The sequence below is a fragment of the Vibrio sp. 10N.286.46.A8 genome (assembly GCF_041470165.1).
In the GTDB taxonomy this organism is placed as follows: Bacteria; Pseudomonadota; Gammaproteobacteria; order Enterobacterales; family Vibrionaceae; genus Vibrio; species Vibrio tasmaniensis_A.
The window spans coordinates 21907-47799 of record NZ_JBFRLX010000081.1 but is presented as its reverse complement, the minus strand read 5'-3'; the positions used below and the strand labels follow the sequence as shown (position 1 = coordinate 47799).

The following is a 25893-nucleotide window of genomic DNA, read 5'->3' as shown; positions in this document are numbered from 1 at the left end:
CTTGTGGTTCATTTCTACTGCGTTAGAGACTTTTCATGTAGGCCAGCTACACGTCAAAGCCTCTTCCTTGTATTAATTTTCCACAAGATGCTGCAAAACCCAGCTCGAAAGGTCAACAGCCCCTATTAAGTTCTAGTCATTTTCTAGAATAATTTCAACTGCTTGCCGTACAAACAGAGCAATTAATTACCATCTCACTCATATTGCTACAGGGTTTGTGACAAGCCTAACGGACTGATTTAATTTTGTTTTCTCTTATGAAATATAAACTTAGGTGCTTATAAAACCTAAGGTAGGGGTCTAGCTCAGGATAAAACGAGGCCGATACAAATAAAAAAGACCACTGCGGTGAATTAACAACAGTGGTCTTAGAGCGGGTTAAGTAGTTTAGGCTAATCTAAATAGCTGTAACTCAAATAACGATGATTTAAACAGCCGTGCTTTAAATAACGAAAAGTAGAACTACGAAGCTTTATCAATCTTTGGCTTTGGGTCGGCTTCTACTTCTTCCTCGCTACTTTCAGAGAAGATATCAGCCACAGCGCTTCTCTCTAATTCACCCTTCAGATTACCTTCTTCGTCGACAACTGGAAGGGAGTAGTCACAAGACATAGTGTCTGGAAGTACTTCTTCAATTACCGCATCTGGTAAAACAGCAGGAACCTCTTCGTAAATCTCATCGCTGAAGTCATGGACAGAGGCATCTTCAACCGCGTCTTGTAAGCTCTCTTGAGTTACCAAACCTTGATAGCCTTCGTCCGTTACATGATAAGCGTAATCGTTTTTCAGCATCTTCATTTGTGCCAGAGCACCTTCAATCGTTTCTGAAGTGATTCGATAGAGAGGAGGCTGCATAACCGTTTCAACCGTCAATGCACGAGCACGGTTTACGTCTTTAACGAATGCCTCTACATAGTCATCGGCTGGATTCAGTAGAATCTCATGTGGCGTACCTTGTTGTACCAACTCGCCATCTTTCAAAATTGCGATTCGATCGCCGAGACGGAGTGCTTCATCCAAATCGTGGGTGATGAAAACAATCGTCTTATGAAGCTTCTCTTGCAGTTCAATGAGCTGATCTTGCATTTCACTTCGAATCAAAGGGTCGAGTGCCGAAAAGGCTTCATCCATTAATAAGATTTCAGCGTTAGTACACAGAGCACGAGAAAGGCCAACACGTTGTTGTTGCCCGCCAGAAAGCTGGGCAGGGTACTGCTTGCCGTAACCTTTCAAACCCACCGTTTCTAACCATTCATTGGCTTTTGCTAAACGATCTTCTTTCTTGATGCCTTGTACTTCCAACCCGTACGCAACGTTTTCTACCACGGTGCGATGAGGCATTAAGCCAAAGCGTTGGAATACCATCGACATTTTATGACGGCGGAACTCTTCTAATTGCTTGGTGTTGAGGCTCATTACATCAATGCCTTCGACCATAATTTTACCCTGCGTTGGGTCAATTAAACGGTTGAAGTGGCGAATTAGAGTCGATTTACCCGAGCCAGAAAGCCCCATGATAACGAAGATTTCACCGCGGTTAATCTCGAGATTAATCTCTTTTAAACCGACGGTATGACCCGTGTCCGCAAGAATCTGATCTTTGTGTTCGCCGTTATGGACTCGGTTCATCACAGACATCGGTTTCGGTCCAAACACTTTGTATAGACCACTAATTTCAATCAATGGTTTAGTCATGCTTGAGTCCTCCTAAATGCGCATTGGTTCTTCTTGCGTATGCCTGTGAAGCGCGGTCAAAAAGAATTGCGAGGGCAACAATGGCAAAACCGTTCATCAAGCCTAATGTGAAATATTGGTTGGTGATGGATTTAAGAACTGGTTGTCCTAGGCCTTTCACGCCAATCATGGATGCGATAACAACCATAGACAGTGCCATCATGATGGTTTGGTTGATACCCGCCATGATCGTTGGCATTGCTAGAGGGAGTTGAACACCCCATAAGCGTTGTTTCTTGCTCGCACCAAAAGCGGTTGCTGCTTCAAGGACTTCTTTATCGACTAAGCGTATGCCTAGGTTGGTTAAACGAATCACAGGTGGAATCGCGTAGATAACCACGGCGATCAGACCTGGAATTTTACCGATGCCGAGTAACATCACCACTGGGATCAAGTAAACGAATGCCGGCATGGTTTGCATGATATCAAGCATCGGTGTAACGATAGATTGAGCTCGATTTGAACGAGCCATCGCAATACCAATCGGAATGCCTAAGAATATCGAAACCAAGGTACAAACAGTGATGATACTGAGCGTCCGCATGGTGTCTTCCCACATTCCAAAGTAACCAATAAGGAGCAGAGAAACGACACAACCTAAAGCCAGTTTCCAAGAACGACTCGCGGCGTAGACAAGGCTTGTACAAACGGCGAGGACTATAATCCAAGGGGTTGAGATAAGAAGTTTTTCAAACCAAACAAGGAATGAAAGAAGAGGGTCAAATAGAGATTCAATCATTTCACCGTATTCTCGAGAGAATTCACGGTATGCGCCATCTAGCGTCTTTTTTATGGTTCGTAAATCAGCGCGTTCCATCTCTGGAAAGGTTGATAACCAATTGGTGTCAGCCATTTTATATCCTTATAGTTCGGAGCCACTTGTTCATGCGATGAGGTAATCGCCTATGAAAAGGGCTCCGAATCATGAATAACATCAAGTATAGCGACGTTATTTCCGTATTATTGAAGCTTAGTGCTTAGCCTTAGTGCACAGTGCGTTTCGAAATATAGCTATCATTGAAATATAACGGCTATCGAAATGCTGCGATTAAAGCTCAGCTTCAACTTTCTTAGCGACTTCTTGAGAAACCCATGGGTGCCATACTTCTGGGAATTCACTCAAGAAATGTAAGCTTGCTTCTTCACCATCCGCTTGATTGTCTTCCATCCAAGCAAGCAGGGAGTTCATCTTATCGTTTGTGAAGCCACGTTTAGTGAAGTAGTCATAAGCTTCAGGCGCACGTGACGCAAAACTCTCAGTGGTGATAGTGTGAACGGGTGAAGGTGGGTACATGGTCGCTTTAGGTGAATCACAGTCTTCTTTGGTGGTACAAGTTAAGAACTCTTGTTCATTAACACCACTACCAAAGTCAACTTTAACCATGTCGTATTTGCCTAGAACGGCAGTTGGCGCCCAGTAGTAACCAAACCAAGCTTCTTCGCGCTCATAAGCTTTTGCGATAGAGCCAGATAAGCCGGCACTCGAGCCTGGATCAACAATCGTGAAACCACTGTCTTCCAGCTCAAGAGCGTTAAACAAGTTTCCGGCGCTGATCTGACAGTTCCAACCTGCTGGGCAACTGTAAAATGCTGATGTATCTGGGTCTTCAGGGTGCTTAAATAAGCTAGCGTTTTTACGTACACCTTCGATGGTTGCCATCTCTGGGTATTGTTTAACTAAGTAAGCTGGAACCCAAAAGCCTTCTTCACCGCCATTCACAAGTGCTTTACCTGCGTAGCGAAGACGTTTTTCTTGGACACCCTTGTCCAATGCGTCTTTTAAGCTGTTGCTCCAAAGTTCAGGTGCAACATCAGGTTGGCCTTTTTCAATCATGGATGTGCCTGTTGGCATGGTGTCGCCAGGGATAAGTTCGGCATCACATCCATAACCATGTTCTAGGATGAATTGGTCGATATTGGCGATCAGTGTTGCAGAGTTCCAGTTCATATCTGCGATTGTTACGCTGCCACATTCTCCAGCGTTAGCATTACCGCTGGCTGCTGCTACTAACAAAAATACGGAGCTTAACTTGTATTTCATATTGAGTTTCCTTTCTCTTTAATAATACAACTAAGGTAACCAAGGTAAATTGATTATCTAAATTGCTCGATGGTGATCCTTTCCGTGTATTTGAACCATTTGAGCAGAAGGAGGGATGGGTGAAGTTTGAATAGATAAACGTGCAAAGTCAGTGAAGTGTGATTTGCCAATTCATCCACTGTGTTTCAACAGCCATCGGATAACTTTGTCAAACTATTACAAATTCGTCAAAAACCACCTCTATTTATAATCTTAGGGAATAATCGTACGAATTCCATCTTTGATGCGATTTACATGGCACTTTAACCGTCTGTGTCACATTACCGCTAAAGTTAGGTATGGGGCTGTTGATTTTTGAAGGGATTTAAAGGTGGTAAGACCATGACTGATGTGTGTGAAATGCGTTGAATGGTTTTTAAAATCTTATTTTCAATAATAATTTCGCCAAAAAAACCCAATTTGGTTTTGGGGTGTTTAGAGCTATCGGGGGGCTCGAAGTTTAATAGGATAGGTGGCTGTCATCGTATCAATGACAGCCATACAGTTGTACAAGAAAGCTATAGTTGTACAAGAAAGTTACAGTGGCGCGAAAAAGTTACATCGGCAGGTTTAAAAACTCATTTTGATACAGCTTGTTTGCCAAGCTATCGCGAAGTTTAGTTGGAAGGAATTTCATTCGATTGATTTGTCTTACCAACTCTTGTGCAAAGCTAGGTGTTTGTTTCATGTTCATCACACTGCCCATTAGATTGATACTCTGAGCATCAAGCAGCTTTTTCGCTTGTTCTAGGTGGTGAGTTGACGTTTCACCATAGGCGACAACCATCAATGTGCAGTCACAGGCACTCGCAACAGACTGTGCAGGGATATTCCCTTTGTTAATGTTGAGAAGCGGTGAGGTGTCGATGATGACTCTGTCGTATTTCTCTAGCCATTTGTTGACTACTTTTTGTAACGTTGTCGGGTCTTTATAAGCAAGCTGTGTTGATGCCACTTGAGGTGCCGGGACACCAATGAACATCCGGTGAGACTCAACATGTTCTATTAACTGCCCCTGTTGACTGTCTTCTAACATGTTCAAATCTTTGAAAGCGGGGTTGTACAAGTTGAGGTCAACATAAAGCGTAGAATGACCAGCAAGGAGAAAACGTTCTGCTAATGCAGTTGCAACAGAGGTTACCCCGTCACCTGAATGACAGGCAGTCACACAAATCGATTTCTGTCCGTTAAGTTCAGAAGCTAAATACAGTTGCTCGACTTCGGCATGGGTCGCTGAAATTGTCATTATAAAGCTCCTATTAAGACGATCATTGTTGTTAGACGTAATATGTCTTCTAGACCTACACGAGCTTTTTCCATAAAGCTCTCACGGCGATCTGGGATGTAGATAGTGTCACCAGCGCGCAGTACTGGTAGGTTGTAAATATTGGCTGTTTTGCTGAATTCAACAAGGTCGAAGGTACGAGCTTGACCTTGGCAACAAGACATATTCACAATGGTAATTTTCTCTACGTAAGCATTGTCCGTAGGGCCTGCCGCTTCTGCCAATATATCTAGAATCGTCATGTTGTCGTTGAACACATAGCGACCTGGGTTGTTAATCGCACCAAGCACACGAACGGTTTCTTCTTTCGGTGTATCTAACCAGTTTTTACCTTTCTCTGGAATGTAAATGGTGTCACCAGTGGTTACATTTGGCAGTAATGATTCGTCACCGGTTTCAAAGTAGAGCGATAGATTGAGTTTGCTTACTTTAGAGTAGGTTTTATCACGATGCGTGACACGAACGTTGTGTATATCGGCATCCTTAGTAGGCCCGTCAGCTGCAGACAAAATGTCAAGAAAGTGCATGTCTTTGGTGAAGCGGTAACGACCCGGTGCATTCACTTGTCCAAAAATGTAGATCGAAGCATCAGAGCTTTGACGTACCCATTGAGATTTATTGTCTGACGGATCTTGTGGTAAGTCATGGACACGGACGATAGAGCCTGCACGAATTTGTGGCATCAGATCTCGTGGTGCACCATTTCTGATGAAATCATCAAGATTAAACACAACCAACTTTCTACCCGTTACGACTTCAATTTTCGATGTGTCAGCGCGTAGCGTGGGGCCGCCGACGTGTGCCAATAATCCCATAAAGTTCATTTCATCTGACCATTCTATACGACCAGGTCGATTCACCTCACCGATCACGTTAACTGCTCTGTCTGGTGCAATCTTTAACCATGACTTCTCGTTCATGTCGGTTTTCTCAGGAACAAAGATCGCGTCACCGGCTTTAATATTCGGTGGGTTAGAGTTAGGCAAGCCTTCAGTGTAAGCCGCTAAATCGAATTTAAGTACTCGACCATCCGCTTTAATTACGCGTATTTGACGCGACTCTGCAAATCGAGTCGGACCGCCAGCATTGGCAAGGATATCCATGAAGGTCGCGTCTCTCTTTCCTTCAAAAGCGCCAGGGGCAGCGACTTCACCCATAACGTAAACCATGTTTGCGCCGGATTTGATCTCTTCCTCTTGCTTCGGCACAAAAATGGTTGCACCTGGGCGTAAGATTGGAAGTAGGCTTTCGTCACCAGAATCCAAATAACGCTTAAGGTTGAACAGCGTAGGTGTATTATTTGAAATTACTCGGATTTGTTCAACACTGGCATAGCGAGTTACCCCGCCTGAACGCATTAATACGTCGACAAGGTCGGTGTTCTCTTTGTAAGTGAACGAACCCGGCGCGTTAACCTCACCAAACACTTTAATCGAATTGCGAGAGTCAGCACTGTCACCTGAGTTTGCAAGCTTTGCTGCGTCAAACTCTTGCTCGATGTTACCGACTAATGGGGAAGCTGGAACGAATAATGAATCCAGTGATTGCAGAGTAGGTAGTGTTGATTCATCACCTGAATCAAGGAATCGTTTGTAGTTAAACTCTTTCTTGTCCGCACCTCGCTTAAGTATCAATTTGTCCAGTTGTGCGCCGGGACGTAATCCACCTGCTGCGTAAAGTGCCATTTGGATACTTGAACCTAACGCCAGTGTGTATTCACCGGGTTGTTCTACATAACCTTGCACGTAGATGATAATTTGCTGCTCTTTTACATATACAGAAGCGTTTGAAAGATCTTTGTAAGCGGTAGCCAGTGACTCTAAAACGACTTTGTTAAGTTGTTCACTGTTATAACCCGCAACAAATACGGCGCCCACTTCAGGAAGGGTAATCCGGCCACGTTTATCCACTTGGAACCCTTTGTTCAACGTACTTTCACCGGGCACGTTAACTTGGATAAGGTCACCGACTTGAACCGCGTCTGAAAACTCTTCGTTAGCATTTACGAGGTTCGATAGGCATAACGATAGGGTGATGATAAAAGCGATCAATAATTTCATAATCCACCTCCCATTTTCTCAGCGTTCTTAGGGGAGATAACTTCGATACTCACTCTGCGGTTGGTTAAACGCGTACCGTCTGATTCGCCTTCAAAAAGAGGAACCGTTTCACCAACAGACACTGCTTTGATTCGCTGAGCACCTAAGCCAAAAATAGTTAGGTAGCGTTCGACTTGTTTAGCACGTCCAAGTGCCAAGTCATCGTTATATTCTTCGGTACCCGTGGCATCAGCATGGCCGGTAACAACAAGGTCTAGAGATTTATGTTCTTTCAGTAGCGTCGTTGCCTCGGCAAGTCGTCCCATGTATTTGGGATTGACTTCAGTAGAGTTTTCCGCGAATTGGTTGTCAACATTAAGCAGGTCGTACAACTGCTCGATAACCGACAATTGCATTCTAAATTGGTTTTCATTTTTTGGTGGTTCACAATGGGCTTGTGACGTCACGTAGTCCAGTTGAACTTCAAGTTCGTTTAAGCGTTTTCTTTGAATGACTAGGTCGTTAGCCGCATCTAGCAGCAGGCCACCTTGTAGTTCGCGAGCGATACGATTTTGCTTTTCTATCGCTTGCACAACAGCAGCGGGGAAGCACCAGCGGGCGCCTTCTTGAATCAAGGCATCAAGATGTAATTTGGCCAGTTGCCAATCAAAACGTAATCCGTGTTCAGGACCAAGAGGTTCGTCTGGCATGACAGGAGAAAAGTCGGAATTTTGGTAATTAATAGAGTCATAACTTTCAGCCAAGCCGCCAGTGCCTTGTTCAGGGTAGCTAGTACAGCCACCTAGAACTAAAGCAGACAGAGAAAGGGCTATGTAGCTTTTCAGTATTTTCATGCCAACGTCCTATGTTTTTACTTTTTATTATTATGTTTTGTTACTTCTAGCTTAGTGGATCTTCATGAATTTGTAGGATTTTTTGAATTTACTGGGATAGCGTGGCCAATACGTAACAAGTTCATAATTTCAAGAGGCTGACCAGTCACATTTTCAAGTCGCATGTTGCGTTCGCGTTCAGTTAGGCGTTTGAACATGTAAACAATCGCGCCAACACCAGATGAATCTAAAAACTCAACTTGGCTAAAATCGACTTCGATTTCAGGGTGGCCGTCATTTGAGATTACATCGTCAATATCAGTCTGAGCATCACGGCTTCCCGCTGCGTCTAAATCACCGAAGATAGAAAGAGTTAGGGTGGTTGTATTCAAATCAATCTTACGTAGTTCCATAGCGATATCTCCTTTTAAGTATGTATGAACAATTGCACTGAATGTGCCAACTTTTATATTTATATTTTTCAACAATTTAAATCGACTGCCAATCTCTATCTCATATTGAGAAAGTTGGTTTCTCAATATGAGAACTAAAAACGGCGGAACATTTGAGATCCATAAGTCATTAATTATATGAATGAAATTGAAAGTTAAATAAGGTTGATGTGTGGGTCGCATCTTCTAGCAAAGGTTGTCTAGCTACGTGTCAGAACGCTTAGGATTAAAGGCGTTTGTTGACCACGACAGATATTAATACGGAGCAGATGATGAGATTAACTAAATTGGCGATAGCAACTCTATGGGCGTGTTCGCTTTCTTCTCATTCATCCTATTTACCGCCTGATCATCTGGTGCTCGCAAACACATACCAACAAGGCGTTGATGTTTCTGAATACTGGAAGAGTGAAAAGCTTGATGGGATTCGTGCTCTTTGGGACGGACAAAACCTTTATACTCGAAATGGGAATCGCATTTACTCACCGAAGTGGTTTACAAAAAACTTACCGAAGGTACACCTTGAAGGGGAGCTCTGGGCAGGAAGAGGAAAGTTCCACTTAGTCCAATCTACCGTCCTCGATCACACACCTAGTGATGTTGCGTGGCGCCAAATAGACTTGATGCTGTTTGATATGCCAGGGGCTACTGGCGATTATCAAAAGCGCTATTACAACATATTGCATTGGGTAAGTATGATTGGAGAACCTCATGTCAGCTACATCGAACATGTACCTATTCAAAATGAAGAAGCTCTGTTTTATCAATTAGACAATGTCGATGAACGTAATGGCGAAGGTTTGATGCTCAGAAAGATCACCAGTCGTTATCAAGCAGGTCGAAGCAATGACCTGTTAAAACTAAAAAGGCATCACGATGCCGAAGCCACAGTTATTGGCTACAAAGGCGGGACAGGGAAGTATAAAGGGATGATGGGTTCGATTTTGGTTCACACGGAAGAAGGGGTTGAGTTTTATATCGGAAGCGGGTTTAGTGATCAAATGAGACTTGCGCCGCCTGAGATCGGCAGCCGTATTACCTTTCGCTACAATGGCTTTACTCAAAATGGAAAACCCAAGTTTGCGCGCTTCGTTAGAGAAAAGAGTGAGTATTAATACCAATCAGATTGTTCAGTACAATATAGTCATACACACAGTAAACGAAAAAGAGCTCTGAATATCAGAGCTCTTTTTCGTATTCAATATCAGGGATACCGGTTGAGTGAGTTAGAACTCAGCGAGAGCTAAATTCTAACTGCACATCGTCGTCTTGTTTGTGCATCCAGTGCAGACGCATACCTAGCATAATAGCTGCAGACGTTAGACCAACAATGAACCCAACCCAGAAACCGTGCGCGCCCATAGGCTCAACAATCCAATCTTTCATTCCTAAAATGTAGCCAATAGGAAGACCAAGCAACCAGTAAGCAACGAAAGTAATGTTGAAGATCGAACGCATGTCTTTGTATCCACGCAAAGCCCCTGCAGCGATAACTTGGATTGCGTCAGTGCATTGATAAACTGCAGCGAACAATAGTAATTGCATTGCAACAGTAATTACCGCCGTATTCTCTGTGTACAGTAACGAAACTTGCTCTCTGAATAGTACCGTCAATGTAGCTGTCATTAGGGCTGTGACTAAACCAACAATGATTCCCACGTGTGTCGCGATCTTCGCTCCTTCAGTGTTGCTTTCACCCAACTTATGGCCAACACGAATACTCACGGCGGCACCGATACTCATTGGTATCATAAATATCAGTGACGAGAAGTTAATTGCAACCTGGTGTGCGGCGACAACCAAAGACCCAAGAGGGGCAACCAACAGAGAAACAACAGCGAATAGCGTCACCTCAAAGAAGATAGCAGCGGCAACTGGAAAGCCCAGTTTAAACAAACGAATTTGTGCTTTGAGCTGAGGCTTGTGGAACGTACCGAAGATATTGATTTTAGCCAAACGCTTTGATGTTAAAACGTAAGCGAACAGCAGAGCAAACATCACCCAATATACGATAGCCGTTGCAACGCCGCAGCCAACACCACCCAGAGCGGGAGCGCCAAGCTTTCCGTATACGAACATCCAGTTAAGCGGGATGTTTAATAGCAAGCCAATAAAACCAATCACCATTGCAGGCTTAGTTAAAGACATACCATCTGTAAAGCTTCTCAATGTTTGGAACAACAAAAATGCAGGGACAGCAAACATCACCGCATTCATATAACCGATGGTTTTTTCTGCCATGAGTTGTTCTATGTCCATCCACTCCAATATCAGTTGTGTCTGAAAAAGTACGCCAATGATTGGAAGGGAGATGACAAGCGCTAAAAACGCACCTTGTTGAATCTCAAATGGAATTTTTACTTGTCTACCAGAACCATGTAGTTGTGCAACGACAGGAACCAACGCCATCAACAGACCCACACCAAATAAGATTGATGGTAGCCAGATACTTGCTGCAATCGAAACCGCCGCCATATCGATAGCACTTACACCACCGGCCATTACGGTATCGACAAAACCCATTCCAGTTTGTGCAACAGATGCGATCAATACTGGGGTCGCAAGTTTGATTAGATTCGAGGATTCTTCTTTGTAACGATGCACAAACAACTCCAAATAAGAGGGAAAATTAGAATAATAGTGTAGGAAAGGACATTCTGAAGGAATCAGAGACAATGATCTTAAGCTTCCACTGGACGAATCATAAAGAAATGTCACAATAACTGCTATGAAAAACTGTTATTAGGGCGTGTTGATCTTTCGAGCTGATTTTTGCAGCGAGTTGCTGGGTATTTATACAAGGCAGAGGCTTCGATGTGTAGCTAGCCTACATGAGAAGCCGATAACGTAGTAAAAATGACCAGCAAACGCTGCCCGAAGGGTTCGGGCTGGGCGCCCCCGCAAAAAGCGTTTTACTCTTTGTTGAGGGAGATTTGCTTAGGATGCTTGGCTACTTCCCCCTCGCCGCGATTAAAACGCTTTTATCTCGAACAAAATTTAACCGAGAAAGGTCAACACGCCCTAGAATGCTAAATAGGAATCTTATGTTTACAGGTATCGTTCAAGGCATGGCAACACTGGTTGCTATAAACAAAAAAGAGTTGTTTCAGACTCATACCATTGAGCTAAGCGACGAAATGGTTGAGGGATTAGCGATTGGTGCCTCAGTAGCTCATAACGGTTGTTGCTTAACGGTAACGGAAATTTCGGGCAATCAGATTGCTTTTGATTTAATGCAAGCCACATTGCGATTGACGAACTTGGGCCAACTGAATGTTGGTGATAAAGTGAATGTTGAGCGAGCAGCAAAATTTGGTGATGAAATTGGCGGGCATAGTATGTCTGGCCACATTACGTTGATGGCGAACTTAGTGGATGTGATCAAGACTGAAAACAACCGCACGCTTTGGTTTGAGTTGCCACAAGAATCAATGAAGTATGTATTGAGCAAGGGTTATATTGGCGTTGATGGTTGTTCATTAACGATAGGTGAAGTGGAAGAGAACCGTTTCTCTGTACACTTAATTCCTGAAACGCTAAATCGCACTTTGTTTGGCAGCCGCGAAATAGGCGACCAAGTAAATATTGAGTTTGATCCTCAAACACAAGCGATTGTTGATACTGTTGAGCGCGTGCTAGCAAACCAGAAGTCGTAGTAGCGGTTCATCAATAACACGCGCCCCAAAAGCGTTGACTAAGTAAAAATCGAAGATGTTAAAAAAAGCACATTAAGTGCTCTTTTTCTATTTTTGTGTTTTTCTGGGCTAGCTTCAAAATCGAGGTGTAGCTTTAAATCGAGGTGTAGAGCCAACTCGACAAGAGAGTAGGTGTTAGAAAACTTGTTCGTCGTCTGCATCAATCGAGAGATGGATTCTGTCTCTCAATTCATCAACCTGCATGTCCAGATGAATTGCATTGCAACATGCAGGGCAATCGTCGTAAAAATCTTGGCTCCCATTAGATGCATCCAGCGTTATGCTAATTGCATGACCACAATGGGGGCAAGAAACATGTTTCTCTGTGTATTTATGCATGACGAATTCTCCTCACTGTACTTGCACTAATCGTAGTAGCTTGTATGGGTCGTAACAAATAGCGATATCCAACGTTGCAACTTATATAGATCGTAGTAGCTAGCTGTGATTGGTATTAAACGGCCTGTATCTTCTGAATATACGCCTCAGTTTGTGCTAAATACTCGCCGCCAAATTGATTGCAGTGGTTGAGAAGATGGTACAAATTATAAATGTCTTTCCGATCAGTATAGCCAACGTCGAGTGGATTGACGCTCTGGTAACCTTCATAAAACTCTTTTGAAAACCCTTCAAACAGTTCAGTTAGCGCTAAATCACATTCATGATCGCCCCAATAACAAGCGGGATCGTAACAGATTGGCCCAAAGGCTGAGTTAGCAACATTACCGTTCCAAAGGTCGCCATGAAGCAAAGAAGGGCGAGGGTTGTGGCCTGCAAGACGCATATTCACGACATCAACAATATCATCGATATCGCCGAATTCGATGCCTTTTTCTTTTAACAATTGCAGCTGGAAGCCAATGCGTTGCTCAGAGAAAAAACGTCCCCATTTCTTATGCCAAGGGTTGGGTTGAAGGGTGCTACCAATATAATTGTCTTGGTCACAACCAAACTCTTTCTGTTCACCCCATTGATGCAATTGGGCAAGTTGAACGCCAAAGTCATAGCTATTATTGCTTGTTTCAAGCGGCTTGGTCGGCAAGTAATTAAGGATAATGAACGAGCATTCTTTGGTTTTACCAATCAGTACTAACTCAGGAACATAAACGGTAGAAGTCTCTCTTAACAAGCGTAAGTTCTCAGCTTCAATTTCAAACTTAGGTAAAAATTCTCGCTGGTTCACTTTTACAAAGTAACGTTCGTTACCATCGCTAATCATATAGCAATCGTTAATGTCGCCACCAGAAACCTTGGTACGTTCAGTTATCTGGAAGTTAAATAGAAGAGTATCTGAAAGTTGTTGAGAAATGGCCTGCCACATAGGAAATCCTCAAAGACTGAAGGTTAGAAATACTGTTTGTTTAATAGCAATAGTTTAGGATAAATCTGAGCAATTTATAGACGCACTCGTCAATGTTCTTGGCTCTTCTTCAACTAATGTAGAATCAATTGGCTGATTTGTGAACTCGAACTGATTCAAGCCCTTTGAAATCAAAACAGAAATTGAGAATGATATAAGGAAATAGTTTGGAACTAATCTCACGGCATGATGATTTTCATACAATAGAATTGCAGAAATAGGTTGAGATTATTTTTCACTATATTTTAGGTGTGTTTGGTGAAGTTAGGGTGTTTTGATTGAAATTTAAGCTTAAATGCTAACTCGGATCACTTTAATACAGTTTTTAGTAATAAAGAGATGACAAACAGACTCATATACATAGTATTAGGTAGGTACATATTAATCTGCTCTTGAGCTTAAACGGAGATTTATTGTGGTTGTAGAAACCGATGGCTATTTGGCTTTGATCGAACACTTATCATTTAACCTAGATGTCTTTACTAATAGTAATGGCGATACAGGTAATGAAAGTGTCGAAGACATCATCACTGACATGATATCAACAAACATCATGGCTATTTTCGAGCAAAACCCTGAGTTACATTCAAGCGTTCGTTTTCAACTATTGAAAGAAGCGGATTCAGTGGTGGCTGATTTAGGTGAAGTGTTAGCTGGTGTATGGTCAAAAAAAGCGACTAACGAACAAATTGTATTCTTAGATGAATACATCGCATTAGTGAAGAATCTGTTTGATACTGCGGTCGCTCAATACGACTAATTAGCTTCTAGTACATTTACTAGGCTAAACAGCGATAGGCGTTTAAATAGTACCTTCAAAGCAACTGTGTTATCAGTTAATCTTTTAATCACTATAAACGCCTAAAATGCCAAAACTTAGAGGCCCAATAAGGGTTATCCAATCTCGATATAATGACACCTTTCGATGTCGAAGCATGTAAGAATTGATTGTTTCCTAAATATACACCGACGTGTCGTACCGTCATCGATGTTTTGAAAAACACCAAGTCACCACTTATTGCCTGTCCATACGCTATTTCCTTTCCCTTTTTAACTTGATCTTTTGTGGTTCTCGGTAAGGCTTGCTGGGTCGCAGTTTGCACTGCGATTTGAACGAAAGCAGAGCAATCTACGCCTCTAAATGAAGTCCCACCGAAATGATATGGCACACCTTTCCACTGTTCATACACACTCATATACGCATTGGTCGTTGATTGCTCTAACTTTGACAGAGGCTTGTGTGCGGTTTGACTAAGCTGAGAAGGGGATGGCGTCGAGCTACAAGCAGCCAATGTTGCTAAAGTTATTGTAACTACAGCCATTTTTCTGAATTTCATATGTAACTCTTCTGACAAAAAACTGAAATATAAACGTCATCAAGGACTTCTAGTATACGAACTAACTTAAGGATATCTTTTTTCGTAGTCAAACTGGATTTCACATGCCCGACACAAATTTATCAATAAAACCTTCACGTTATACATTCTCGCTCATTCAAACCGTCACCGCTGTATTTATTTCCATTCTTTTGCTCGTCATCTTTTTATCTTTGGTCAGTCTCCGAGGCGTCGATCGGGTCGGGGGCCATTTTGAAGCACTTTCGGAACAAGCATTACCTCTTGCATTAAACAACGCCGAATTAACACAAAGCGTATTAGAGCAGGTAAAACTTCTTACTTATAGCACCCAATCAACCGACCTAAATACGCTTAGCACAACAGGTAACTCGGTCGACGTGTTAGTTGCCGAAAGTAACCAAACGCTAGAAGAACTCCTCTTCATATCCCAGTCTTTTCCTGACGCGATTTCCGTTGAACAAAAACAAAACTTAATCGAGAACATGGCGACCTTACAATTGATGACTAGCCAAGTGTTGTCGTCACAAATCGAAATTCAGAATAAGCAAAACCTCATCGATGGCCAAGTCACTGAGTTTCGCTATGGTGTGAGTTCCATCGGACCTGAAATGAACCGTATCAGTTCTTTCCTTGTTCAGAACAACCCAGAGGCTTCCGATGCGGCTAACCGATTCACAGCGAGTGCTTCTGCAATGGCGAACACCTTCCTAATGTTGATGATGCAATCAGACTTAGAAAAAGCGCAAGACGAATACAGAGAGCTTCGAAATCGAATTGCAGGCATTAACCTAGCGTATGATGACTTTTCTGAATGGCATCCAGACATCGTAGAGTTCGCAAGCTTAACAGCGCCTTATGAGATGGTTAAATCTGGCTTTGCAGATAACGGTGTATTAAGACAAATCCTACAAAAGCTAGAACTTGTTGAGCAACAAGAAGCCGACTTAGCAAAAGTCATCCATCTGGCCAACACCGTGATAGGGACCTTAAATCAACTATCGAACACCGCTTCCATTTTAATTGATGAAAGCGAGTTTGTGGTCAATCAGACAATTGCGACGATAGACAAAGTACTATTTATTAGTGGATTAGTGATAACGGCCATCATTTCTATTTCATGGTTGGTGTTACGTCACTGGGTGAACAAAGGACTCAGGAACATTACTCAACAAATGAGCTTACTCGCGGAACACGATTTTTCAAAACAGAGTCAATTAGTTGGCCCATTGGAATTGCAAGTTATCGCATCAAAACTTAATTCTGTTGTCGACTCAACCGCTGATTCGGTGCGCTTGGTAACACGAAACTGTGAAACGCTTTATCAAACCGCGGAAGTCAGTCACGATGCCGCAGAGCAAACTAACTCAAGCTTACACGAGCAAAATGAATCACTTCAAAACATGATTACCACCATTACAGAGCTTGAAGCATCTATTGGTGAAATTGCACGTATTTCTAACGCCTCGAATGATGACGCCCAGCTTGCTGAAAGTGAGTCAGTAACAGGGAGTCAAGTTGTTGGACTTAACCAGCAGCGACTGCATGCACTAGAACACTCTCTAAGCATGAATGAAGAATCGATGGCCGACTTAGACGGGCGTGTTAAACAGATTCGCGAAATGGTCGACATGATCAGCGGCATTGCTGACAACACTAACTTACTCGCATTGAATGCAGCAATAGAAGCAGCTCGAGCAGGAGATCAAGGCCGAGGCTTTGCAGTGGTCGCCGATGAAGTAAGAAAACTAGCCAGCGATACTTCCCAGCAAACCACTAATATTCGAAATATGATGAATGAATTGGTAGCAGCAGCTGATCGCTCACGGGCTTCTGTAACAGAGTCGAGAAACGAAATGGCGAATGCACTGGAAACCAGTGGAGATGTGAAACAAGCGTTTGAAAAAATCGAGGTGGCGGTTAGCCAGATTAAAGGACGTGTTGAACAAATCATGGTGGCGACTGAGCAACAGGCACGCGCAACGGTGGATGTGACACATTCGATCACTCGTGTTTCTGAACAAGGCGAGAATACTAAGTTACAGCTTGAATCCATGATTGAGAGTTCAGAGCAAGTCGGAGAGATAGCAGGACACCAACAAGCCATGCTTCATAAGTACGTACTGAAATAAACGAGCGTGCTGAGTTAAGCCTGACAGCATAATAGTTGAAGCACTAACTACGCTTAAATTCCTATTGATACAGAAACGCCCTTAAGTTTTCACAAGAATCTAAGGGCGTTTTGCTTTGGTATTAAGCTTGGTTTGTTATTAAGATAGGTTTGATCTCAATATAAACTGAGACTCAACTGAATTCGAACCTAGTCTTTCGTTGTCGGGAATCGTACAAATGGCTGCCGTAGCATTAAGTCTAACCGTTGCTCTTTACCATCTTGAATCTCTGGAACGCCAATCTTAACGTTATCATGGCCAAGCTTAGGTTGAGCACGATAAGTTTTGAACCAGATATCCCACACCGATAAGAAGAAACCAAAGTTTGAGTGTGTTTCTTTAACAATGACTGAGTGATGGACGCGATGCATGTCTGGCGTAACGATCGCTTTTCTTAATAGTTTATCGAACCACAACGGCAGGCGCGCATTACTGTGGTTAAACATGGCACTGGCATTCAACACAATTTCGAAGATTACAACAGCGAACACTGGAACACCCAGTGCTATGACCAAGCTCACTTTAATCAGCATTGAAAGAATCATTTCTATTGGGTGAAAGCGGGTGCCCGTTGTGACATCGATATCGAGATCAGCGTGATGAACTCGGTGCAGCTTCCACAGCCAAGGAACGCGGTGAAACACCAAGTGCTGTAGGTAAATAGCGAAATCCAACAACAATACACAAACCACAATGCTGAGTTCTTTGGGAAGTGACAGGGTATTAAACAAACCCCATTGGTTATCTTGTGCGATAACTGCCGCTTGGAACGCCGCGATAGGGATTAACGTCGCTAACAGAAAGCTATTCAGAGCGACTAAAGCAAAGTTGTTTCCCCAACGAAACCATTTACTCTGAGTCAGCGTTTTACGTGGAAAGCGGTACTCCCAAAGCGCACATAATCCAAAAACGACAATAAAACAAACAAGGCGAAGCAGGGATGGGTCTTGCATGGGAATTCCTTCTATCATTCTAGGGTCACTGTAAGTACAATCGTGCCACTTTTCTAGATCTATCGTTATTGTCCATGAGAATCCACGCTTTTCACCGTTTATACCAACACCGTTTATCCATTGCTACTAAGCCGTTTAATGCGCGCGGGTGTAAAGTAGTGCGATGTGAGTTCTGTAAAATAAAAGAAGACAGCTGTATCTGCGAGCATCAACCTAACATTGATACGAACGTCGCGACTATGTTGATCTTGTCAGACAACGAAATCTTAAAACCAAGTAACACCGGTCGTTTGATTGTTGATACGGTAAAAGACAGTTACGCCTACCTTTGGCATCGTACTGAGCCAAATCAAGAGATGTTGGATGTTCTAAAAGACAATAAATACCAACCTGTGATCGTGTTCCCTGAAGACTATACCGACGACAAAACGCGCGTGGTTCAAAACCTGCCACAAATGCGTGACCCAAACAAAACACTATTGCTGATTTTCATTGATGGCAGCTGGCGCGAAGCGCGACGTATCTTCCGTCGTTCAGAGTATCTGCAAGACTTACCTGTGCTGTCGATTGAGCCTGAATCGGTTTCTCAATACATGATGCGTAAGTCAGACAACGAACAACACCTTTCTACTGCCGAAGTCGCGAGCTTAGTATTAAAACAAGCGGGTGAAGAGCAGGGCGCGAAGACTTTACAACTATGGTTTGAAGCATTTCGTGAAAGCTACATGTTAAGTAAGACACGTTATAAGTCGGATCCAACCAAACCGAGCCTGAATGCTTTCATAGAGCATACTAAAAGTGAGAAGTCACTCTAACCTTTAAACGCTTTGTGCTGACTTGTTGTTCAAACAAACTCAAACACGGGATAAGTTTGTCATCTATCACGGTTTGTAGGGGGAGTGTTATGGATAATGCTCCTTAGTTGTTTAATTTAAAAATTTTATTTGCCCTAATTTAGGGAAAAATTGGAGAGATTTCATGTATTACGGCTTCGATGTTGGCGGCACAAAAATTGAGTTTGGTGCATTCAATGAGAAACTTGAGCGAGTAGCAACAGAACGTGTTCCAACACCAACAGACGATTATCAATTACTGCTTGATACGATTGCTGGTTTAGTTAAAAAATACGACAGCGAATTCTCTTGCGAAGGCAAAATTGGCCTTGGTCTTCCTGGCATGGAAAACGCAGACGACGGCACAATGCTGGTTGTTAACGTACCTGCTTCAACAGGTAAGCCACTGCGTAAAGATTTAGAAGCGCTTATTGGTCGTAGTGTAAAAATCGAGAATGATGCGAACTGTTTTGCGCTTTCAGAAGCATGGGATGATGAACTTAAAGATGAACCATCAGTTGCTGGCCTAATTCTAGGTACTGGCTTCGGTGGTGGTTTAGTTTATGAAGGCAAAGTTTTCTCTGGTCGTAACCACGTTGCAGGCGAGTTAGGCCATATGCGTCTTCCTATTGATGCATGGTTCCACCTTGGCGACAACGCGCCGCTATTAGGTTGTGGTTGTGGCAAGAAAGGTTGTTTAGACAGCTACTTATCAGGTCGTGGCTTCGAATTGATTTATGAGCACTACTTCGGTGAGAAGAAGAAAGCGATTGAAATCATCCAAGCGTACAACGAAGGTGAAGCAAAAGCGGCTGAGCACGTAGATCGCTTCATGGAGCTATTGGCTATCTGTTTCGCGAACCTGTTTACCGGTCTTGACCCTCACGTAGTTGCATTGGGCGGCGGTCTTTCAAACTTCGAACTTATCTACGAAGAGATGCCAAAACGTATCCCTAAATACCTACTGTCTGTAGCGAAATGTCCAAAGATCATCAAAGCGAAGCACGGTGATTCAGGCGGCGTTCGTGGTGCTGCATTCCTTAACATTAAGTAGTCGTGGCTTAAGTTAAGCTAGCTAAGGTCTAAGGTTAGATAGTGAAAAAGTACAAATAAAAATGCCGCAATCTCGAAAGAGGTTGCGGCATTTTTTATTGTTCGGTGTTTTCGTTGCTAGAAGCTAAATTTTGAGAAAAAGAAGCCAGAGGGCTTACTTCTTCTTTTTGCCAACGCCAAGGTTGTCTTTTTGCTTCAAAGTAAGCTTAGTAAAGCCTAACTTACGGAAATAGTTGTCTTGGTAGTTACGTACCGCTTTAGTATCAGAAATAAACTCAAGCTGTTGCTCAGTTTTTAGATACTCTGTGATGTCGATACCTTCAGCTGCAGCTACAGCTTCTTGGATCGTGCGGTGTTCTTGTTTCGAAAACAATAACTCTTTGTCTTCATCTTTATAAGTGTACAGAATGGTACGAGCCATGGTGCTCTCCAATATAATTATTACTTTGCGCGCACTCTACATAAAAACAGTACGCCACTCAAGATAATGATAGGAAATTACCACTTATTACCCCCATGAATGGAATGTGTAATAAGCATTTTGTGGTATACTATTCGTTATTTTTTAATCTGGCTGACTTAAACGGAACTTATGAGCAATACGCTTTACCCAAAAATCATGGGAATAATAACGCGAATCCAGAACTACCCTGGAATCAAAGGATTAAAAGAAGTCGAAGATAGAATAACGAGTCTATGCGAAGCTAATAATCAACCGATCCCGGATTCCATCGCGCTTTTCCTTAAAGGTTTCACAAGCTATCGCCACGATAACCTTTCTGACGCTGCTGAGCATTATAAAGCCTGCCTAAACGTCATTGCTCCTGAAGAAATTCAACTATATGTATTTGTCATCGGGTTACTTGCGTCTACCCATAACATTCGTGGTGATTATCAATCAGCGTATGCTTGTTACTCAGAGACACTAGAAAACTTACACCTAGTTGATGACAATTTTAAGTCACTTATATTCTGTAATTTAAGTGACTTGCACTTAAGCTTAGAAAAATACGAACAAGCGAAGCAATATGCTCGTAAAGCCATTATTTCATCTCAAAATGCGAATCGCCTGTTAGATTGTGCTGTCAGCCATTTAAACCTAGCCTATAGCTGTGCACATACAAATGAGTTTGAGCAAGCGGTTAGCGCCATTATGGAAGCGAAAAGAATAGGCACCTCGCTTTCTAGTCACAGGACGATAGCGCTCTGTCATAGTTACCTAGGGCAAACAATGCTCTTGTGGGGAGGCTTCGATGATAGTGATGTATTAGATGCATTTTATCAGGCAGAAGAGCACTTCAAAAAATCGAGAGATGAGCATAATCGAAAAGAAAATTTGGTTTACTGGTTTCAATTCTTAGAAGGCATTGGAGAGCGAGAACAAGCAAAAGTAGGGTGCGCTTTTCTCGAACAGAATTTTGATCTAAAGAGTAGTTACCGTTCTTATGCTATCTATGCCCAAACTAAGGCGAAGCTCTTTCGAGATGAAGAGGATTGGTCTGGTTTAGCGGCACTTCAAACTCAGCATGTGGATCTTTTAGAAAAACACATGAGAAGTTATGAGCGCGAACAGAGCGAACGTATTCTAGAAGGGGTAGGTACCATTCAGAGTAAGAAGCAAAATGACGTTCTGGCTCAAATGCAAAAATATATGGGTGCGCTCACTGACATTGGCCAATTCATAGCAACCGCTGCAGATTTAGAAAGCGTACTGCCTGATATACTCCATAAGATAAATATGATTCTACCAACATCTGAGTTTGGGATTGCTATGTATGACGATAAATCAGACATACTCGACTACCGCTATTTTGTTGATACTCAAGGGTTAATACCGAACCTAAAAGTAGTTTGCCAAGAGAACCAAACCATTGGTACTTATGTTATTCGCAAGCGAGCTACCGTTCATTTTAATAGCGCGACAGATGCGGCTCTAGAACCCTATATCGGTAAAACCACACAAGACGATAATTTCGTTACGTTTCGTGGCGAGCTTGATACTAACTCAATGATTCTAACGCCAATCATTCTTAATGAAAAATTAATCGGCTTTCTGTCAGTTCAGCATCATATACCAAACCAATATCAGGAACACCATTGTCAGCTTATAGAACATTTAGCTAGCTTTATTGCCGTGTCGCTAGAAAATCAAAAGCAACGACAGCGTTTAGAAAGTGCTAATCAAACACTCGAAATCTTGAGTACTACTGACCCACTAACAGGTCTAGCTAATAGATATCAATTAGATAACATCACGCCAGTCTTAATACATAACGCATACTACCAAAAACAATCTCTAGCGGTCCTTATGATCGATGTTGACGAGTATAAAGCTTATAACGATTTTCATGGGCATTTAGAGGGCGACGAAGCGCTTCGTATTATCAGTCGCTTACTTAAAAAAACATTCACAACCAAGAATGACTACCTTTTCAGATATGGCGGTGATGAGTTCATGGCGATTTGCTTCGGACAGAGTAGTAGTGATATTGAAAATAAGGTTGTCACTCTGCGAAAGATGCTAAATGAAGTCAAATTAGCAAACCCTAAAGCTCTCTATGCGGAACAATTAACACTCTCTATTGGTGGGGTTAACGTCGACTTAGCCAGTGACAATGTGGATCGAAACTTCAAAATGATTTGTGATATTGCAGACAAACAGCTCTATCAAATCAAAGAAAATGGCCGTAACAACTATAATTTGGTCGATTGCAGATTACTTAAAGTCGAGCTTGTTTAGTTAAATTGGGATCGGGAGTACTTTGATTCCAATTCTAACGTTAACTCGGATTTCCTCGTCAATGACCTTTTCTTGTTAATGTTAAGCTGAGCTTTACCCCAATAAAAAGAAAGCCCCTGATATCTGGTATCAGGGGCTTCATCTATTTAGAGTATGTATTACTCTGAATTCGCTAGCTTAAAGTTCGCTTAAAGCTCACAATCTTGTTTATTTACACACGACCTTGCAAAGGAATGATCGTCACCGTTTCACCGGCTTTTACAGTGTCTACCGCTGGTGAAATCTCGATTAGACAGTTTGCTTCGCTCATTGAACGCAAAATACCTGAACCTTGCTTACCGGTTGTTTTTACTTCAAGCACGCCTGATTCGTTCATTGAGAACACACCACGGCTGAACTCAGTACGACCTTGACGAGAACGTAATTGCTCAGTTGCTATCGCGTTCGCTTTCACTGGTGTCCAGTTAGTTTGACCTTGTAGCTTGCGGATTGCAGGTTCTACAAAGTTAATGAACGACACCATCACGGCTACTGGGTTGCCCGGTAAACCGAAGAAAGGTTTGTCTTCAATTTTTCCGTAAGCAAGAGGGCGACCTGGACGCATGTTGATACGCCAGAAGTTAATCTCACCCAACTTGTCTAACGCGAGTTTGATGTAGTCAGCATCACCAACAGACACGCCACCAGAAGTCAGAACCATATCGGTCTCTAACGACGCAGCATGAAGTACATCCATCATCTTTTGTTCGTCATCTTCGATAATGCCGTAATCAACGATGTCGCAACCTAGCTTTTGAAGCATGCCGATGATAGTGAAACGGTTCGAGTCGTAGATAGAGTTTGGCTTTTGCTCAACGCCCGGTGCCTGAACTTCATCACCCGTTGAGAACACACCCACCTTCACTTTACGCAGAACAGGGCAGGTACCGAAACCTAACGACGCCATCATACCCATTTCTGGTGCTTCGATGCGTGTGCCACGTGTAAAGACAGGTTGGCCAATTTCTAAATCTTCACCGGCCATACGGACATTTTGTCCAACTGAGATTTTCGCATCTGGGAAGCTAACTTTATCGCCATCTTGCACGGCTTGCTCACGCATCACAACAACATCAACGCCATCTGGCATTGGTGCGCCCGTCATGATCTTAACAGCTTCACCTTGTTGAACGGTTTTGTCGTAGCTGTGACCAGCCATAACTTCAGCAACAATGTTGTAGCTATCCAATTCAAGATCTTCACTACGAATCGCGTAGCCATCCATTGCAGAATTAGTATTCTGTGGGACGTTGATTGGCGAGATCACATCTTCAGCCAACACACGACCGTAGCCTTGCAGTAATTCAACACTCTCTGTGAGATCAAGTGCGTCAATGCTATCAACAATCTTTTGTTGGCCCTGAGTTACGGTTAAACCTGCAGGAGAGAACGAATCACAACACACCGCGGGCGCTGCGTCTTTTGAAGATGAGCATGACGCTACTTTGCCTGTTGTAGAGGAAAGGTCAAAGGACTGGGCGTAATCGATGATGAAATCACGAATCGCTTCTAAGTCGTTGATCGCCATTTGAGGTAAGTCAGATTCAACGTGGCTATCAGCAGCAATAGCAATGATGTTGTCATCGTTTTGGTGCAACCAAGGTTTACCCACTTCATCACGGTGAAGCTCGATTTTAGGGAAAGCAATGTTCTTACAGCCTTCAACCAAAATCAGATCAAGTGTGTTGGTATCAAAGCGAGTCAACAGGTAATCAAAATCGGCTTCTGCTTCTGGAGTCTCAGTCATCATCACGTGACGGTTTCGAGAAGCTATCAGCATTTGATTTGCGCCCGCTTTGCGTAAACGGTAGCTGTCTTTACCCGGCTTATCGACATCGAAATCGTGGTGAGCATGTTTTAGCACACCAACTTTTAAACCCGACTCTGTCAATAAAGGAAGCAGAGCTTCTAATACGGTTGTTTTGCCTGTGCCACTGTAAGCAGCAAACCCCAATAGAGGAAGGTTAGGGCGTTGTCTAGAATCATTCATTATTGAAGCGTTCCGAATTGGGTGAGTTCTTCTGGCGTGTTTAGATTCACAAAGCAGTTAGGAGAATCGCTAAAATCGACATATTCCGTGACACACTCTTTGTACAGCAAGATAATTTTACGATCACCACGTTCCAAAAACGCTTCTAGCTTTGGCAGAACACGTTTGTGGAATAGGGTGAATACTGGTTGCTTAAATTCGCCATCATGCGCGACAAGAATGTCGCTGTCTTCTTTTACCGCAGAACAAAAACGTTCAACAAGGTCGTCACTGATCTGTGGGCTGTCGCAAGGGACAAAGCCGACCCAATCTGTGCTCGCGTTTTTAAGGCCAGCATGAATGCCGCCCAATGGGCCTGGATAGTCAGGGAAAGAATCGGAAACAACCGGTGCAAATGCTTGGTAACTGTCTAAGTTACGGTTGGCATTGATAGTGATGCTGACATCTTGTTGTGACAGCTTGTTTATAACGTATTGAATAAGCGGAGAACCGTTGAGCTCAACGAGTCCCTTATCTTTTCCGCCCATGCGGCTGGCTTGTCCGCCAGCCAAAATAACCCAACTAGTTTGCGTTGGAAGCAGCATAAATATTCTCTTGTGCTTTGTTCTTTTTAATAACTTGCAGAAGCGGTGATTCGCTCAAAGTGTTGTCCTTGATCCACCACTGCTTCTTACACAAATCGGTTAACGCGTTAGTTTGGTGACTTGTAATGACTAAACTCGCGCCTCTCTGAAGAAGATCTTCGGCCATAATCACCAATCTTTCAATAGATTCTTTGTCTAAAGAAGCACTTGGTTCATCCATAAGCAAGATTGAAGGCTTAAGAATCCAAGCACGGGCCATTGCTACGCGTTGGCGCTCACCACCAGACAACACAGAAATGTGCTCATCTGCCAAGGTTTCTAAACCTACCATTCTTAATGCATTAATTATTTGAGCTCGCTTATCTTTTTGACTCTCTTTATTAAAGCGAATGCCATAAGCGACATTTTGGTACACCGAGCCATCAAAAAGGTAAGGGGTTTGGTGGAGATAGATGATGTCTTTAAATTTTAACCGAGGAAACAGGCTATGTTGCCAGCTTTGTGTCGGAGACTGAATACGGCCAGAGCTCGGCTTGATCAATCCTGATAAGATTTTAAGTAGGGTCGTTTTGCCAACACCATTGTCCCCTTTGAGATAAATGGCATCGTTGGGGCCGATCGACAATTCGGGAATGTGGAACAAAACACGCTCTTTGTAGCGCATTGAAATTTGCTGCGTTGTTATTTTTATACTCAT

General features: G+C 42.9%; 23 protein-coding genes. 7 read left to right on the top strand and 16 right to left on the bottom strand.

Annotation, left to right across the window (positions count from 1 at the left end; genetic code table 11):
- Window positions 1–462: 462 nt before the first annotated feature.
- The 7 genes from AB4232_RS09800 to AB4232_RS09770 form a co-directional block, all read right to left on the bottom strand.
- The gene (locus tag AB4232_RS09800; RefSeq protein ID WP_017083649.1) at window positions 463–1695 is read right to left on the bottom strand and encodes a glycine betaine/L-proline ABC transporter ATP-binding protein; all 1233 of its coding nucleotides are present in this window, start codon (window positions 1693–1695) and stop codon (window positions 463–465) included.
- Complete coding sequence (locus tag AB4232_RS09795; RefSeq protein ID WP_004733798.1) at window positions 1688–2587, bottom strand: proline/glycine betaine ABC transporter permease; 900 nt, start codon at window positions 2585–2587, stop codon at window positions 1688–1690. Before AB4232_RS09795 ends, AB4232_RS09800 begins: the two co-directional genes overlap by 8 nt.
- A 195-nt stretch (window positions 2588–2782) precedes the next feature.
- Complete coding sequence (locus AB4232_RS09790; protein WP_004733797.1) at window positions 2783–3775, bottom strand: ABC transporter substrate-binding protein; 993 nt, start codon at window positions 3773–3775, stop codon at window positions 2783–2785.
- A gap of 595 nt (window positions 3776–4370) precedes the next feature.
- Window positions 4371–5060, bottom strand: a complete 690-nt coding sequence (locus tag AB4232_RS09785; protein ID WP_017083650.1) for a tyrosine-protein kinase family protein — start codon at window positions 5058–5060, stop codon at window positions 4371–4373.
- Window positions 5060–7159 (bottom strand): SLBB domain-containing protein, encoded by a 2100-nt coding sequence (locus AB4232_RS09780; protein WP_135382557.1) that lies wholly within the window; start codon window positions 7157–7159, stop codon window positions 5060–5062. Before AB4232_RS09780 ends, AB4232_RS09785 begins: the two co-directional genes overlap by 1 nt.
- Window positions 7156–7992, bottom strand: coding sequence for an OmpA family protein (locus AB4232_RS09775; protein ID WP_372087018.1), 837 nt, complete (start codon window positions 7990–7992; stop codon window positions 7156–7158). The genes AB4232_RS09780 and AB4232_RS09775 overlap by 4 nt, the downstream gene beginning before the upstream one ends.
- A 62-nt stretch (window positions 7993–8054) precedes the next feature.
- The gene (locus AB4232_RS09770) at window positions 8055–8384 is read right to left on the bottom strand and encodes an STAS domain-containing protein (RefSeq protein ID WP_004733793.1); all 330 of its coding nucleotides are present in this window, start codon (window positions 8382–8384) and stop codon (window positions 8055–8057) included.
- Window positions 8385–8695: 311 nt separating this feature from the next.
- Here AB4232_RS09770 and AB4232_RS09765 point away from each other — a divergent pair, with 311 nt between their 5' ends.
- On the top strand, window positions 8696–9538 hold the full coding sequence (locus tag AB4232_RS09765; RefSeq protein WP_372087017.1) for a DNA ligase: 843 nt from the start codon (window positions 8696–8698) through the stop codon (window positions 9536–9538).
- Window positions 9539–9656: 118 nt separating this feature from the next.
- On the opposite strand, the gene AB4232_RS09760 is transcribed toward AB4232_RS09765, so the two are convergent.
- Window positions 9657–11027, bottom strand: a complete 1371-nt coding sequence (locus AB4232_RS09760) for an MATE family efflux transporter (protein WP_372087016.1) — start codon at window positions 11025–11027, stop codon at window positions 9657–9659.
- A 440-nt stretch (window positions 11028–11467) separates the two neighbouring features.
- Here AB4232_RS09760 and AB4232_RS09755 point away from each other — a divergent pair, with 440 nt between their 5' ends.
- On the top strand, window positions 11468–12079 hold the full coding sequence (locus tag AB4232_RS09755; RefSeq protein ID WP_372087015.1) for a riboflavin synthase subunit alpha: 612 nt from the start codon (window positions 11468–11470) through the stop codon (window positions 12077–12079).
- A gap of 174 nt (window positions 12080–12253) precedes the next feature.
- Here the strand turns inward: AB4232_RS09755 and AB4232_RS09750 are convergent, their stop codons facing one another.
- The gene (locus AB4232_RS09750) at window positions 12254–12457 is read right to left on the bottom strand and encodes a CPXCG motif-containing cysteine-rich protein (RefSeq protein WP_012603956.1); all 204 of its coding nucleotides are present in this window, start codon (window positions 12455–12457) and stop codon (window positions 12254–12256) included.
- Between the two features lie 115 nt (window positions 12458–12572).
- The gene (locus AB4232_RS09745; protein WP_372087014.1) at window positions 12573–13439 is read right to left on the bottom strand and encodes a fructosamine kinase family protein; all 867 of its coding nucleotides are present in this window, start codon (window positions 13437–13439) and stop codon (window positions 12573–12575) included.
- A 454-nt stretch (window positions 13440–13893) separates the two neighbouring features.
- Between AB4232_RS09745 and AB4232_RS09740 the strand changes: the two genes are divergently transcribed.
- The gene (locus AB4232_RS09740) at window positions 13894–14238 is read left to right on the top strand and encodes a DUF3802 family protein (protein ID WP_009846752.1); all 345 of its coding nucleotides are present in this window, start codon (window positions 13894–13896) and stop codon (window positions 14236–14238) included.
- A 91-nt stretch (window positions 14239–14329) separates the two neighbouring features.
- Here the strand turns inward: AB4232_RS09740 and AB4232_RS09735 are convergent, their stop codons facing one another.
- A complete protein-coding gene (locus AB4232_RS09735) occupies window positions 14330–14815 on the bottom strand; it encodes a C40 family peptidase (protein WP_017097841.1) in 486 nt (161 codons plus the stop codon).
- Window positions 14816–14919: 104 nt separating this feature from the next.
- Between AB4232_RS09735 and AB4232_RS09730 the strand changes: the two genes are divergently transcribed.
- Window positions 14920–16965, top strand: a complete 2046-nt coding sequence (locus tag AB4232_RS09730; RefSeq protein WP_372087013.1) for a methyl-accepting chemotaxis protein — start codon at window positions 14920–14922, stop codon at window positions 16963–16965.
- A gap of 188 nt (window positions 16966–17153) precedes the next feature.
- On the opposite strand, the gene AB4232_RS09725 is transcribed toward AB4232_RS09730, so the two are convergent.
- A complete protein-coding gene (locus AB4232_RS09725; protein WP_372087012.1) occupies window positions 17154–17957 on the bottom strand; it encodes a sterol desaturase family protein in 804 nt (267 codons plus the stop codon).
- 68 nt (window positions 17958–18025) lie between these two features.
- Between AB4232_RS09725 and AB4232_RS09720 the strand changes: the two genes are divergently transcribed.
- Both AB4232_RS09720 and nagK read left to right on the top strand, forming a co-directional pair.
- Entirely contained in the window at window positions 18026–18772 is a 747-nt protein-coding gene (locus AB4232_RS09720; protein WP_372087011.1) for a tRNA-uridine aminocarboxypropyltransferase, read from the top strand.
- 163 nt (window positions 18773–18935) lie between these two features.
- Window positions 18936–19844 carry an N-acetylglucosamine kinase gene (gene nagK, locus AB4232_RS09715; protein WP_017112058.1) on the top strand — a complete coding sequence of 303 codons (909 nt, stop codon included), beginning with the start codon at window positions 18936–18938 and terminating at the stop codon, window positions 19842–19844.
- Window positions 19845–19997: 153 nt separating this feature from the next.
- Here nagK and AB4232_RS09710 read toward each other — a convergent pair whose 3' ends face one another.
- A complete protein-coding gene (locus tag AB4232_RS09710) occupies window positions 19998–20264 on the bottom strand; it encodes a DUF2960 family protein (RefSeq protein WP_004733780.1) in 267 nt (88 codons plus the stop codon).
- 171 nt (window positions 20265–20435) lie between these two features.
- On the opposite strand from AB4232_RS09710, the gene AB4232_RS09705 reads away from it, so the two are divergent.
- On the top strand, window positions 20436–22583 hold the full coding sequence (locus AB4232_RS09705; RefSeq protein WP_372087010.1) for a diguanylate cyclase: 2148 nt from the start codon (window positions 20436–20438) through the stop codon (window positions 22581–22583).
- Between the two features lie 211 nt (window positions 22584–22794).
- On the opposite strand, the gene AB4232_RS09700 is transcribed toward AB4232_RS09705, so the two are convergent.
- From AB4232_RS09700 to AB4232_RS09690, 3 genes are read right to left on the bottom strand one after another with little or no spacing between them, the layout of a single operon-like run.
- Complete coding sequence (locus AB4232_RS09700; protein ID WP_372087009.1) at window positions 22795–24612, bottom strand: bifunctional molybdopterin-guanine dinucleotide biosynthesis adaptor protein MobB/molybdopterin molybdotransferase MoeA; 1818 nt, start codon at window positions 24610–24612, stop codon at window positions 22795–22797.
- Window positions 24612–25196, bottom strand: coding sequence for a molybdenum cofactor guanylyltransferase MobA (mobA, locus tag AB4232_RS09695; protein WP_004733776.1), 585 nt, complete (start codon window positions 25194–25196; stop codon window positions 24612–24614). The genes AB4232_RS09700 and mobA overlap by 1 nt, the downstream gene beginning before the upstream one ends.
- Window positions 25174–25893, bottom strand: coding sequence for an energy-coupling factor ABC transporter ATP-binding protein (locus tag AB4232_RS09690; RefSeq protein ID WP_122047283.1), 720 nt, complete (start codon window positions 25891–25893; stop codon window positions 25174–25176). The genes mobA and AB4232_RS09690 overlap by 23 nt, the downstream gene beginning before the upstream one ends.